At 66.5% G+C, this 13050-nt stretch carries 12 protein-coding genes; 3 read left to right on the top strand and 9 right to left on the bottom strand.

Annotation, left to right across the window (positions count from 1 at the left end):
* The 9 genes from BST44_RS21500 to BST44_RS21460 all read right to left on the bottom strand — a co-directional run bounded on the left by BST44_RS21500 (position 1) and on the right by BST44_RS21460 (position 8918).
* Entirely contained in the window at positions 1–1155 is a 1155-nt protein-coding gene (locus BST44_RS21500; protein ID WP_142274624.1) for a virulence factor Mce family protein, read from the bottom strand.
* Positions 1156–2592, bottom strand: a complete 1437-nt coding sequence (locus BST44_RS21495) for a virulence factor Mce family protein (RefSeq protein ID WP_083179116.1) — start codon at positions 2590–2592, stop codon at positions 1156–1158.
* Positions 2589–3620 carry a virulence factor Mce family protein gene (locus BST44_RS21490; protein WP_142274627.1) on the bottom strand — a complete coding sequence of 344 codons (1032 nt, stop codon included), beginning with the start codon at positions 3618–3620 and terminating at the stop codon, positions 2589–2591. Before BST44_RS21490 ends, BST44_RS21495 begins: the two co-directional genes overlap by 4 nt.
* Before the next feature lie 22 nt (positions 3621–3642).
* Positions 3643–4695 (bottom strand): virulence factor Mce family protein, encoded by a 1053-nt coding sequence (locus BST44_RS21485; RefSeq protein WP_083179114.1) that lies wholly within the window; start codon positions 4693–4695, stop codon positions 3643–3645.
* Positions 4695–5897 carry an MCE family protein gene (locus tag BST44_RS21480; RefSeq protein WP_083179113.1) on the bottom strand — a complete coding sequence of 401 codons (1203 nt, stop codon included), beginning with the start codon at positions 5895–5897 and terminating at the stop codon, positions 4695–4697. Before BST44_RS21480 ends, BST44_RS21485 begins: the two co-directional genes overlap by 1 nt.
* 19 nt (positions 5898–5916) lie before the next feature.
* Positions 5917–6759, bottom strand: coding sequence for an MlaE family ABC transporter permease (locus BST44_RS21475; protein ID WP_083179112.1), 843 nt, complete (start codon positions 6757–6759; stop codon positions 5917–5919).
* A gap of 7 nt (positions 6760–6766) precedes the next feature.
* Complete coding sequence (locus tag BST44_RS21470) at positions 6767–7531, bottom strand: MlaE family ABC transporter permease (RefSeq protein WP_083179111.1); 765 nt, start codon at positions 7529–7531, stop codon at positions 6767–6769.
* A 236-nt stretch (positions 7532–7767) separates the two neighbouring features.
* The gene (locus BST44_RS21465) at positions 7768–8682 is read right to left on the bottom strand and encodes a 3-oxoacyl-ACP reductase (RefSeq protein ID WP_083179110.1); all 915 of its coding nucleotides are present in this window, start codon (positions 8680–8682) and stop codon (positions 7768–7770) included.
* A gap of 44 nt (positions 8683–8726) precedes the next feature.
* Entirely contained in the window at positions 8727–8918 is a 192-nt protein-coding gene (locus BST44_RS21460) for a ferredoxin (RefSeq protein ID WP_007166442.1), read from the bottom strand.
* A gap of 201 nt (positions 8919–9119) precedes the next feature.
* Here BST44_RS21460 and BST44_RS21455 point away from each other — a divergent pair, with 201 nt between their 5' ends.
* Genes BST44_RS21455 through fadD17 form a run of 3 tightly spaced genes read left to right on the top strand, consistent with a single transcriptional unit; the run spans position 9120 to position 12976 of the window.
* Positions 9120–10301: an acyl-CoA dehydrogenase gene (locus BST44_RS21455; RefSeq protein ID WP_083179109.1), complete on the top strand. Its 1182-nt coding sequence runs from the start codon at positions 9120–9122 to the stop codon at positions 10299–10301.
* Positions 10302–10338: 37 nt separating this feature from the next.
* Positions 10339–11436 (top strand): acyl-CoA dehydrogenase family protein, encoded by a 1098-nt coding sequence (locus BST44_RS21450; protein ID WP_083179108.1) that lies wholly within the window; start codon positions 10339–10341, stop codon positions 11434–11436.
* A 4-nt stretch (positions 11437–11440) separates the two neighbouring features.
* Positions 11441–12976 (top strand): long-chain-fatty-acid--CoA ligase FadD17, encoded by a 1536-nt coding sequence (gene fadD17, locus BST44_RS21445; RefSeq protein ID WP_083179135.1) that lies wholly within the window; start codon positions 11441–11443, stop codon positions 12974–12976.
* Positions 12977–13050 lie beyond the last annotated feature (74 nt).

The raw sequence follows: 13050 nt of genomic DNA, 5'->3' as shown, positions 1-13050 counted from the left end.
CTACTGTCCTGAAGCCGTGCCGGGCGGAATCTTGAACGGGTCGGCGGCCTGTCCGGACAGGTTGGCCATTTCCCCGACCAAGAAGTCGGGGGGATTGAGGATCTCGTTCATGTGAGCCATGTTCGGGTCGAAATACGCCGTGGTGAAGAACGTTTCACCGATGCGGCGCAGCGTGAGGTCGAACGTGGTGAACACGTTGAGATAGTCACCGCGGACCGCGTTCTTGATTCCGAAGTTGGGGAACGGAAATGTCAACAAGAGCTGCAGCGACGTGACGAAGTTCTTCCGGTTGTCGGCGAGCGCCTTGGTCACCGAGTACAGGTCCTTGAGGTCAGCGGCGAAGTCCACCTTGGTCTTTGCCAGCACATGCGACGTCACGTTGGCCAGCTTCTTGAGCGCGGCGAACGCCTCGACGATGTGGTCGCGGTTCTTGTTGAGGACCCGGATCGCGTCCGGCAGCGTGTCTAGCGCCCGGCCCAGGTTGTCCTTGTCGCGCGCCAGGCTCGCCGAGAATCGGTTCAAGCCGTCGACCGCGTCGATGATGTCGTTGACCTGCCGGTTGAGCCCGGCCGTTAGTTCGGCCAGCCGGGGGATCAGGCCGTCGAACTGGTCCTGCCTGCCCGCGACGGCCTGATAGGTCTCGTCGGTGATCTCTTCCAGGGCACCCACATTGCCCTTGTTCACCACGACGCCGAGGGCCGACAGCACCTCTTCGGTGGTGGGATAGCGCCCGGTGTTGGACTCGGAGATCTTCGACCCGTCGGTCAGTTTGCCGACGGCCGGCTTGCCTTTGGGGCGGGCCAGGTCGACGTGCATCGAACCCAGCAGCGACGTCTGGGCGACCGTCGCCGTCGCGTTGGCGGGCAACGTGACGTTCTTGTCCAGTGACAATTTCACTGCCGCGTAGAACGATCCGTCGGGCCGTTGCTCGGCCTGAATGCCCGAGACGCTGCCGACGGTGACGTCGTCGACCATGACCGGAGAGTTCTGCGGCAGCGTGGCCACGTCGGGCAGGTCGACGGTGATCGAGTAGGCGCCGCCGCCGTGACCCGCCGTGCCGGGCATCGACAGCGAGTTCAGACCGTTGTACTGACAGCCGGCCAGCAGCACGGTGCCCGCCGCTAAAGCACCACCGCGCAACCACATTCGGTTCACTCAGCCGCCCCCTTGGTTGGGCGGCGGCGGCGCCTGCGCCGGCGCCGGTCCGGGTAGCGGCCCAAAGGCGCTCCCCGCGGCGGGTCCGGGGGGCGGACCGGCATTACCCAACGCCGGCGCGGGGCCGGGAGCCGGACCCGCCTGCGGGGCGGTCGGAACCAGCAATGCCTGGAGGTCCGTAGGGTTCTGGGCGGCGGGCGGCGTCTTGGCGCCGTTGGCCGGGACCCAGGTCAGCTCCGGGACCGGCGTCGCCGACTTGGCCTGGGTCTCCGGGGTGTCGTAGATGATCTGACCCTTGTACGCCGTGATCGTGTTCAGCGGGTGGAACATGATCGGCGGATAGTTCACGGTGAGCCGGCGCAGCACCGGCCCCAACCGCTCGCGGCACAGCTCGGCACGCCGGTAATAGTCGGGCGCGCGTGGCCCGGCGGCGGTCTCGAAAGAGCCCCCGCAGATGAACTGCACGGGGTTGGCGAACTCCGGAATCGACAGCAGGCCGTTGAGGGTGCCCTGCGCGGGGTCGTAGATGTTGTAGAAGTTGGCGATGCCGGGCCCCGCGACGTGCAGCACCTGCTCGATGTTGTCGCTCTGGTCGCTGAGGGTCTTGGCCAGATCGTTGACGTTGTTGACCGTATCGATCAGCGTCGAGTTGTTCTCGTGCAGGAAGCCCCTGACGTCGGAGAGCGCCTTGTTGAGCGTGCCCAGGGTGTTGTCGAGGTGCCGCGAGCTGTCGGCCAGCACCTGGGAGACCGAGGCGACGTTGCCGGCGAACTGCACGATTTGTTCGTTGCTGGCCGACAGCGCGTTGACCAGAACCTGAAGGTTTTTGACCGTGCCGAAGATGTCGCTGCGCGAATCGCCCAGCCGCCCAGCGGCTTGCGAGAGTTCACGCAACGCGTTGTGGAAAGATTCGCCGTTGCCGTTGAACGTGTCCGCGGCCTGGTTGATCGCCCGTCCCAAGGGCCCCTGCATCGATCCCGTGGTGGGACCGAGCTGCACGGCCAGTTGCGTCAGTGATTCTTTGACCTCGTCCCACTCCACCGGAACCCCGGTCCGGTCAAGGCCGATGCGTCCGCCGTCGGGCAGCACCGCGCCCCCGGTGTATGCCGGGGTCAACTGAATGAACCGCGCCGCCACCAGGTTAGGCGACATGATGATGGCTTTCGCGTCCTTGGGGATCTTCACGTCCTTGGACACCGACATGGTGATCCTGACGTCGGAGGGCCGCGGCTCGATCGTGTCGACCTGACCCACCGGAACGCCGAGGACGCGAACCTGGTCACCGGGATAGAGCCCGACGGCGGACGTGAAGTAGCCGACGATGCTGCGCGTATTGCCGCTCGACGACAGCACATAAACGCCACCCACCAACACCGCGACGAGCGCGATGGCGGTGGTGTAGCGCAGCCCGCGGCTGGCGGCGATCCGTCGGATCATGGCGACTTCGGCCTAATGATCCAGCGCTCCTGGATGAGGCCGCGCAGATAATCGGCGAGGCTGGCCGGCATCTTGCCGGGCTGGTAGAAGAAGTCGAACATCGTCGCCAGCAGCGGCGCGGGGATCACACCGTAGACGTTGACGTTGAATCCCGGTCCCGAGCCCACGACCTCGCCCAGCTCGGTCGCGTAGGTGGGCAGCCGTTTGAGGGCCTCGGTGATGTAGTCGCGGCGCTCGTTCAGATTGCTCAGCACGTCGTTGAGCTTGCTCAGGGCCGGGCCGAACTCCTTGCGGTTGTCGGCGACGAAGCCGGAGATCTGCGCGGACAGGCCCTGGATTCCCGAGATCAGCCGCCCGAGGGCGGCGCGCCGCTCATCGAGCGCGGCAAACAACTCGTTGCCGTCGTCGATGAGTTTGTTGACCTGGCCGGCCCGCTGGGACAGCACGCCTGTCACCGACTTCGCATGCGCCAGCAGGCTTTGCAGCGCCTCGTCCCGGCGGTTGAGGGTTCGCGACAGCGTCGTCACACCGTCGAGCGCACCGCGCAGCTCGGGGGTGGCGTCATGCAGCGTGTCGGTCAAGACGTTCAGCGCCTGCTCGAACTGCGGCTTGTTCAGGTTGTTGGCGTTCTGGCCGAGATCCTCCAGAGCGCCGGCGAGCGTGTACGGCGTGGTCGTGCGGCTGAGCGGGATGGTGGTCGACCTGCCGCTACCGGCCGGGCTCACCGCGATGGAGCGCTCACCGAGGATGGTGTCGGTGCGGATCGCAGCGAGCGACTGATCGCCAACGGCGACATGGCGATCCACGCTGAAGCTGATCTTGGCGCTGTCTCCGGCCAGGCCGACAGACGTCACCTTGCCCACCTTGAAGCCCGAGACATATACCGCGTTGCCGGGATTGATACCGCCGGCGTCGGAGAAGTAGGCGTCGTAGATCTTCCCCTGCGGCCAGAACGGCAATCCCGCGTAGCCGAAGGCGATGAGCACGACGCACACCACGAGCACCACCCCGAAGACGCCCGTGCGCATCGGGTCGCGCTCATGCTTTCCGTTACTTGGCAAAAGAGCACCTCCCCTTGCTGGGATCCACCTGCCCACCGAGGGGCAGCAGGATGTCACCACCCGCCGGGCCATTGATCTTGATCGTCACCGAGCAGAAGTAGATGTTGAAGAACGACCCGTAGGCACCCAGCGCCGCCAGCCGCAGGTAATCCTCGCCCAGCTGCTCGACGTCGTTGTCGACCTCGGCCTTGCGGTTGTCCAGTTCGGTCGCCAGCGGACGGGTGTTCTCCAGGACGCCCTGCAGCGGCCGGCGCGAATTCTTCAGCAGCTCGGTCAGATCCGTCGTCGTCGAGGCCAGCGGCGGAATGGCGCCCGCGATGTCGTCCTTGTTCTTGGCCAGCCCGCTGATCAGTTGCTGCAACTGGTCGACACTCGCCGAGAACTGGGCGCTGCGCGCATCGACGGTCTTGAGCACGGTGTTGAGGTTGTTGATCACGTCACCGATGAGTTGGTCGCGTTGGCCCAGCGCCGATGAGAACGCGCTGGTATTGGCCAACACGTCGGACAGCGCACCGCCCTGGCCCTGGAGCAGCTCGATGACGGCGCTGCTGATGGTGTTGATTTTATCGGCGTCCAAGCCCTTGAGCACCGGGCGCAGGCCCCCCAGCAGCGCATCGAGATCCAGCGCGGGCTGGGTGTGCTGGGCGTTGATCGTCGCGCCCGGCGGCAGCTTCCTCAGCTCGCCCGGCCCCGAGGTGATCTCGAGATACCGGTCCCCGACCAGGTTCTCGTAGCGGATCACCGCACGGGTGGAGGAATACAGCCTGTAGCGCTTGTCGAGTCCGAACGACACATCGATGGTGTTGTCGGGATTGAGCTTCACGCCGGACACCGCACCGACCGGCACGCCCGCGATGCGGACCTTCTGGCCCGGCTTCAACCGAGACACATCGGTAAACGTTGCGTGGTAAGTGCTTTCGGGACCGAACCGGAAGTCACCGAAGACCACCACCAGTCCCGCCGAGACGAGCAGCATGGCCACCGCGAAGATGCTGACCTTGATCATCATCGAGCGGTGCGTCGGCGTAGCCCCGGCCGCCATCAGAAGTCGTCCCGTTCCGCGAAGGCGCCGTGGAACAAGAACTGCAGCGTCGAGGGCGCGTCGAACTGCAGTTCGGTGAACGGCTCGTAGGGGATGTTGGCGTTGTCGGTCACCAGGAACGGGGCGCGATAGAACGACCCGCCCGTCTGTTTGGTGGGAATGTCGGGCAGCCCGCGGCAGTTCGGTCCGCCGGAGGCGTTGACGACCGGCAGGGACTCGGGGAACGTGTACGCCGGCGCGCCGAGCACGAAGCTCGACGACGTGAACAGGCCGGCCTTGCGGACGCCGAGCAGGGGGGCGAATTCCTTGATACCGCGCTCGATGCCCGCGAACAGGCAGCCGAACTCCGGCGAATAGTCCGCCGCCACCTTCAGCGGGGCCCGCAGCCGGTTGATCGCGTCGATGAAGTTCTGTTCGGCCGGCTCCAACGTCTCGTAGGCGTTGTTGGCCAGGCCGATGGTGGCGAGCAGCGTGTCGTTGAGGTTGTTCTGCTGGTCGACGACGGTCTTGTTGATCGTCGGCAGGTTGTCGAAGACGGTGTTGAGATTCGGGGCGGCGTCGGCGTAGATGTTGGTGACGATCGCCGCCTTACGGAAATCCTCCTGCAGCGCAGGCAGTTTCGGATTGGCTTGGCGCGTCAGCGTGTTCAACCCCGACAAGGTGCCGCCGAGGTCGTCACCGTGACCGCGCAGACCTTCCGACAGCGCGCTCAGCGTCCCATTGAGTTCGACCGGGTCGATCTTGTGCAGCAGGTCGATCAGCGACTGGAACAGGGTGTTGACTTCCAGCTGCACCGCCGAGGCCGCGACGTGCGCGTTCGGGCGCAGCGAGGTCGGCGAAGGGTTCTGCGGCGGAAGGAATTCGACCGACTTGGCGCCGAAGATGGTGTTCCCCGCGATGTGCACCGTCGCGTTCGACGGGATGAAGTGCATTTCGTCGCTGTTGATGCCCAGCGTTAGCCGCGCCTGGTCGCCCGAGTAGTCGATCGTCTCGACCTTGCCGACTTGGATCCCGCGGTATTTGACCTTGGCACCCGTTTCCATCACCAGCCCGGCTCGGGGAGACGAGACCGTCACGGTGTCGATCGAGGCGAAAGCCGCTGTGTAGGAAAGGTAAGTCACGGCGGCGAACGCCACCAACAGGCCGGCCAGCACCGCGGCTGCCAGCCGGACGGAGGTACGTCGCGTGTGTGTCTCTGCCATGTTCGTGTAAGCGGTCCTCTTACCCGGAGAGGTTGAAGTTACCGGACGCGCCGTAGACGGCGAGTGAGATGAACAAAGTGATGACGACCACGACGATCAGCGAGGTCCGCACGGCCTGCCCGACCGCGATCCCGACGCCGACCGGTCCGCCGCTGGCGTTGTAGCCGTAGTAGGTATGGACGAGCATCACCGCGATGGACATGACGATCGCCTGCAGGAAGGACCACAGCAGGTCGGTCGGAATCAGGAAGGTATTGAAGTAATGGTCGTAGAGGCCCTTCGACTGCCCGTTGATGTACACCGTGGTGAAGCGGGCGGCGAAGAAGGCGGCCAGCACCGACAGTGAGTACAGCGGGATGATCGCGATGAGGCCGGCGATCAGGCGGGTCGACACCAGGTACGACACCGAGTGCACGGCCATGCACTCGACGGCGTCGATCTCCTCGGACACCCGCATGGCCCCCAACTGGGCGGTGGCGCCGGCGCCGATGGTGGCGGCCAGCGCGATGCCCGCGATCACCGGCGCGATGATGCGGACGTTCAAGAAAGCCGAGAGGAACCCGGTCAGGGCTTCGATGCCGATGTTGCCCAGCGACGAGTACCCCTGCACGGCGACAACACCGCCGGAGGCCAGTGTCAGGAAGGCCGCAACCCCGACGGTTCCGCCGATCATGACGAGCGCGCCCGAACCCATCGTCATCTCGGCGATCAGCCGGACCGTCTCCTTGCGGTAGCGGGTGAGCGCGTTGGGGACGTAGCGGACGGTCTGCCCGTAGAACAGCGCCTGCTCGCCGAAGTCGTCGACCGGCTCCTGCAACCGGGAGGCGAGGCTGCGCAACCGGTAGGTGACGTCGTAGCTCATCGAGTGCTCACTTCGCCGAGATCCGCACGCCGACGGCGGTCATCACGACGTTGATGACGAACAGACAGATGAACGCGTAGACCACGGTTTCGTTGACCGCGTTGCCGACGCCCTTGGGTCCGCCCTTGACCGTCAGCCCCCGGTAGCAGCCCACCAGCCCGGCCATGAGGCCGAACAGTAGCGCCTTGACCTCGGCGAGCACCAACTCGCGCAGCCCGGTCAGGACGGTGAGCCCGTTGATGAACGCGCCCGGATTCACGCCCTGCAGAAAGACGGAGAACACGTAACCCCCGGACAGGCCGATCGCGCACACCAAACCGTTCAGCAAGAGGGCGACGACGGTGGAAGCCAGGACCCGGGGAACCACCAGGCGGTGGACCGGGTCGATCCCGAGCACCCGCATCGCGTCGATCTCCTCGCGGATCGTCCGCGCGCCGAGGTCGGCGCAGATCGCGGTGGCTCCGGCACCGGCCACGACGAGCACGGTCACCACCGGACCCAGCTGGGTGATGGTGCCGAATGCCGTTCCGGCGCCGGACAAGTCGGCGGCCCCGATCTCGTGCAGCAGGATATTGAGGGTGAACGCCACCAGCACGGTGAACGGGATCGACACCAGCAGGGTCGGGACCAGCGACACCCGCGCGATCATCCAGGTCTGTTCCAGGAACTCGTTCAACTGGAACGGCCGGCGAAAAATCGCACGGCCGGTGTCGATCATCATTTCGAAGAACCCGCCGACGGCGCGGGCGGGAACCGCGAGTTGCTCCCTCAACTTGGTTTCCCCCCTTGGTTGTTCGCGGCGAAGTCTATGTGCTGCCTTTGCGTCGACGGCGTTCTTACCCGGCCCGGTGTGAGCCGGATCATATTAACCCAGAAGAAGTTAACGGTGTCAACGAACAACATTTCTTTATCCGAACCGATAACTCACCTGGTCAGACGCACTTGTCATGTGTCAAACTGAAACAGGTTATACCTGCTCATTCCCCCCCGGAAAGTAACCTCACACGGTTATTGCTCCATCAGTCCGACCGCGGAAAAGTTCCGCTCCGGATCCCGCCCAGCAAAGTACTCTTGCAGAGTTGCGCTCAGTTGCGCCGGCTCCCATGCGGGTCCCGCGGCGCTGAAACGGTGCTCCGCGGTCGGCGCCGCAACCAGTGTCACCTGCGGACCGTAAACGATGAAGACCTGGCCGTTGACTTCTGCGGCCGCCGGCGATGACAAGAACGTGACCAGGTTGACCACATGCTCCGGCGAAAGCGGATCGATCCCGCCGGACTCCACATCCGGTGCGGCACCGAAGACGTCGGCCGTCATAGCGGTGCGGGCGCGGGGGCAGATCGCGTTGGCACACACGCCGTAGCGGCCCAGCGCCCGCGCGGCCGTCAGGGTGAGCGAGATGATGCCGGCCTTGGCGGCGCCGTAGTTCGCCTGCCCCACCGGGCCGACCAGCCCGGCCTCGGACGCGGTGTTGACGAGGCGGCCGAAGACGGTTCCCCCGGAATCCTTCGCCTTGGAGCGCCAATACGTGGCCGCGTTGCGGGTCAGCAAAAAGTGGCCGCGCAGGTGCACCGCGATGACCAGGTCCCACTCCTCGTCTGACATGTTGAACAGCATCCGGTCGCGCGTGATCCCGGCGTTGTTGACGACGACGTCCAGTCCCCCGAGGCCGTCGGCCTGGGCGACCAGCTCGTCGGCGGTGGCCCGCTCGCTGATGTCGCCGGCGACCGCCACGGCCTTGGAGCCGGCCGAGTTGATCTCGTCGATGACGTCGGAGGCATCCAGCGCGGCGGCGATGTCGTTGACGACGACCGTGGCGCCGAGCCGGGCCAGGCCAAGAGCTTCGGCGCGCCCCAGCCCCGCGGCGGCACCGGTCACCACCGCGACCTTTCCGGACAGATCGGTCGCGTTCGTGCTGCTAGTCAATTTATGAATACCTCTAGTTTCTGGTGGCGCAGTTCGGGCCCGGATTAGTCGCCGCGCAGCAGCGCCGCGCGCGGGCATTCGGCGATCGCCTGCTCGGCCAGGTGCTCCTGGTCGGCGGGGATCGGGTCGAGCTTAACGACGGCGTAATCCTCGTCGTCCAGGTCGAAGATATCCGGCGCGATTCCCATGCACACAGCGTTACCTTCACACCGGTCGTGGTCGACGATCACCCGCACAGCACCCTCCTTGCACCTGGTCTTCACCTGAGGACATGCCCCATCAGTATGTAGGACCACCATAGGTCCCGGATACCGCTTGGGAAACGGTCGCTGGAAACTCAGACTAGAACGTGTTACAACCGGGAAGACGAACGGGTAGTCGGCGGCCGAGTAACGTCGGCTAATCGAGGCGAGTCACGTTAACAAAGGACGGCTGGAATGCGCATCAGTTACACCCCTGAACAGGAGGAGCTGCGTCGCGAGCTGCGGTCGTACTTCACCAAGCTCATGACGCCGGAGCGCCGCGAGGCGCTGACCTCCTCGGGCGGCGGCGAGGTCGGGACCGGTACCGCGTACCGCGACACCGTCGCGCAGATGGGCAAGGACGGGTGGCTCACCCTGAACTGGCCCAAGGAGTACGGCGGCCAGGACCGCTCCCCGATGGACTCGCTGATCTTCACCGACGAGGCGGCCATCGCCGGTGTCCCGGTGCCGTTCCTGACGATCAACAGCGTGGCGCCGACCATCATGGCGTTCGGCACCGATGAACAGAAGAAGTTCTTCCTGCCCAAGATCGCGGCCGGGGAACTGCACTTCTCCATCGGCTACTCCGAGCCCGGCGCCGGCACCGACCTGGCCAACCTGCGCACCACCGCGGTGCGCGACGGCGACGACTACGTCATCAACGGCCAGAAGATGTGGACCAGCCTGATCGCCTATGCCGACTGGGTCTGGCTGGCCGTGCGCACCAACCCGGAAGCCAAGAAGCACCGCGGGATTTCGATGCTGGTCGTGCCGACCACCGCCGAGGGATTCTCCTGGACGCCCGTGCACACCATGGCCGGGGTGGACACCAGCGCCACCTATTACTCCGACGTGCGAGTCCCGGTGACGAACCTGATCGGCGAGGAGAACGGTGGCTGGAAGCTGGTGACCAATCAGCTCAACCACGAGCGCGTCGCCCTGGTGTCGCCGCAACCGATCTTCTTGGCCCTGCGCGAGGTTCGCGAGTGGGCGCAGAACACCAAGGATGCCGGCGGGGCGCGGCTGATCGACGCGGAGTGGGTGCAGATCAACCTCGCGCGCGTGCACGCCAAGGCCGAGGTGCTCAAGCTGATCAACTGGGAGCTGGCATCGTCGAACAGCGAATCCCTGTCGCCCGCCGACGCGTCGGCGGCCAAGGTGTACGGCACCGAGCTGGCCACCGAGGCCTACCGGCTGCTGATGGAGGTGCTCGGGACCGCGGCCACGCTGCGACAGGATTCGCCCGGCGCGCTGCTGCGCGGCCGGGTGGAGCGAATGCACCGCGCCTGCCTGATCCTGACCTTCGGTGGTGGCACCAACGAAGTACAGCGCGACATCATCGGCATGGTCGCTCTGGGCCTGCCCCGAAACCGCTGAGTATCGCTGAAGCCACTCCCCTTAAGGACGAATAACCATGGACTTTTCGACAACCGAAGCGGCAAACGATCTCGGCGGCCTCGTCGACACGATCGTGAACTCGGTGTGCACACCCGAGCGCCAGCGTGAGCTCGACAAGCTCGACCAACGATTCGACCGCGACCTGTGGGCCAAGCTGATCGACGCCGGCATCCTGTCCAGCGCCTCGGCCACCGCGGTGGGCGGCGATGGGTTCGGGGTGCTCGAGCAGGTCGCCATCCTGGTGGCGCTCGGTCACCAGCTGGCGGCCGTGCCCTACCTGGAATCGGTGATGCTGGGCGCCGGAGCGTTGGCGCGGTTCGGCACCGAGGAGCTGCAACAGGATTGGGGCGCCCCGGCGGTCAGCGGCGAGAAGATTCTCACCGTCGCGCTCCTGGGCGAGATGGGCGAGGGGCCGGTGCAGGCCACCCGGGCCGGCGACGGCTACCGCCTCACCGGCACCCGCACCCAGGTCGGCTTCGGGCCGGCCGCCGACGCCTTCCTCGTTCCGGCCGAGACCGATTCCGGCACCGCCGTTTTCGTGGTCGCCGCCGGTGATCCCGGCGTTTCGGTGACCGCGCTGGCGACGACCGGCCTGGGTAGCGTCGGTCACCTCGCGCTGGACGGCACCGAAGTGGACGGCACCCGCATGGTCGGTGGCCCCGAGGTCGTGGTCTGGCTCGACACCCTTGCCGCGTTGGGCCGCAGCGCCTTCCAGCTGGGAGTGCTGGAACGCGGGCTGCAGCTCACCGCCGAATACGCCCGCGAGCGCGAGCAGTTCGATCGTCCGATCGGCAGCTTCCAGGCGGTGTCGCAGCGGCTGGCCGACGGCTACATCGACGTCAAGGGCTTGCGGCTCACCCTCACCCAGGCGGCCTGGAAGGTCTCCGAGGACGTGCCCGCCGACATCGACGTGGCCAGCGCGGCGTTCTGGGCCGCCGACGCCGGGCACCGCGTGGCGCACACGATCGTGCACGTGCACGGCGGCGTCGGCGTCGACACCGATCACCCGGTGCACCGCTACTTCCTGGCGGCCAAGGAGGCCGAGTTCGCGTTGGGCGGCGCCACCGGTCAGCTGCGTCGCATCGGCCGTGAGCTGGCGGAAACCCCTGCCTGACTTCGTGCTTCCGCCCGACCCGACGGTAACCAAATTGCTGGTACCGCTGGCTGAGATCGACGACCGGGGCGTCTACTTCGAAGAGTCCCACACCAGCTGGCGGGAGCACCTGCGCCACGGTGCCGCGATTGCGGCGGCGCTGCGTGGCCGCCTCGACCCGGCGAAGCCGCCGCACGTCGGCGTGCTCTTGGAGAACACCCCGTTCTTCTCGGCGATGCTGACGGCGGCGGGGATGTCCGGGATCGTGCCGGTGGGCCTCAACCCGGTGCGCCGCGGCGACGCGCTGGCGCGCGACATCGCCCACGCCGACTGCCAAGTGGTGCTCGCCGACTCCAATTCGGCCACCGCCCTGGGCGGCATCGACCACGTGGACGTCGATTCCGCCGAGTGGGCCGAAGAAGTGGCCGCCCATCGCGACGCCGAGCCAGGTTTCCAAACGGCAACGGCGGCCGACCTTTTCATGCTGATCTTCACCTCGGGCACCAGTGGTGAGCCCAAAGCAGTGAAGTGCAGCCACGGCAAGGTCGCGATCGCGGGCGTGACGATGACCCAGCGCTTCGACCTCGGCCGCGACGACGTCTGCTACGTGTCGATGCCGCTGTTCCATTCCAACGCCGTGCTGGTCGGCTGGGCGGTGGCGGTGGCCTGCCGGGGCTCACTGGCGTTGCGGCGCAGGTTCTCCGCCTCCAACTTCCTGGTGGATGTCCGCCGCTTCGGCGCCACCTACGCCAACTACGTCGGTAAGCCCCTGTCCTACGTGCTCGCCACGCCCGAGCGGCCGGACGACGCGGACAACCCGCTGCGGGCGGTCTACGGCAACGAGGGCGTCCCGCGCGATATCGAACGATTCGCGCGCCGGTTCGGCTGCGTCGTCCAGGACGGATTCGGTTCTACCGAAGGCGGGGTGGCGATCGCGCGCACCCCCGACACCCCGGACGGTGCCTTGGGCCCGCTGCCCGAGGGCGTCGAGATCGTCGACCCCGACACCGGTGCACCGTGCGCGCCCGGAGTGGTCGGCGAGTTGGTGAACACCGCGGGGCCGGGCCGCTTCGAGGGCTACTACAACGACGAGACCGCCGAGGCCGAGCGGATGGCGGGCGGGGTGTACCACACCGGCGATCTCGCCTACCGCGACGAGGCCGGTTATGCGTATTTCGCCGGCCGGCTTGGTGATTGGATGCGAGTCGACGGCGAGAACCTGGGCGCCGCCCCGATCGAGCGGGTGCTGTTGCGGCACCCGGACGTGACCGAGGTGGCCGTATACGCGGTGCCGGACCCGGTGGTCGGCGACCAGGTGATGGCCGCGCTGGTGCTGGCGCCGGGGGCCGAGTTCGACATCGAGAAGTTCCGCGCCTTCTTGGCCGGGCAGTCCGACCTCGGGCCCAAGCAGTGGCCGTCCTACGTCCGGGTCAGCACCGAACTCCCGCGCACGGTGACCTTCAAGGTGCTCAAGCGCCAGTTGGCGGCCCAGGGTCTCGAGTGCGACGATCCGGTCGTGCGAATCGAGCCTCAAACGGCCAGGGGAACGGCCGGCTCATGAACGTTCGCAGGGTGCTCGCCGCGTTCGCCCTTCTCGGATCTGTCGGCTCCGCCGCGTTCGGGTTTGGCGCCGGT

It is taken from the genome of Mycobacterium scrofulaceum (assembly GCF_002086735.1).
Lineage (GTDB): Bacteria > Actinomycetota > Actinomycetes > Mycobacteriales > Mycobacteriaceae > Mycobacterium > Mycobacterium scrofulaceum.
This window is presented reverse-complemented; position numbering and strand designations above follow the sequence as displayed.

What these genes read in the sequence shown, in the direction of transcription:
- BST44_RS21495 (WP_083179116.1), bottom strand. Translation starts at nt 2,592, where the DNA reads ATGATCCGACGGATCGCCGCCAGCCGCGGGCTGCGCTACACCACCGCC.
- BST44_RS21490 (WP_142274627.1), bottom strand. Translation starts at nt 3,620, where the DNA reads ATGCGCACGGGCGTCTTCGGGGTGGTGCTCGTGGTGTGCGTCGTGCTC.
- BST44_RS21485 (WP_083179114.1), bottom strand. Translation starts at nt 4,695, where the DNA reads ATGGCGGCCGGGGCTACGCCGACGCACCGCTCGATGATGATCAAGGTC.
- BST44_RS21480 (WP_083179113.1), bottom strand. Translation starts at nt 5,897, where the DNA reads ATGGCAGAGACACACACGCGACGTACCTCCGTCCGGCTGGCAGCCGCG.
- BST44_RS21475 (WP_083179112.1), bottom strand. Translation starts at nt 6,759, where the DNA reads ATGAGCTACGACGTCACCTACCGGTTGCGCAGCCTCGCCTCCCGGTTG.
- BST44_RS21455 (WP_083179109.1), top strand. Translation starts at nt 9,120, where the DNA reads ATGCGCATCAGTTACACCCCTGAACAGGAGGAGCTGCGTCGCGAGCTG.
- BST44_RS21450 (WP_083179108.1), top strand. Translation starts at nt 10,339, where the DNA reads ATGGACTTTTCGACAACCGAAGCGGCAAACGATCTCGGCGGCCTCGTC.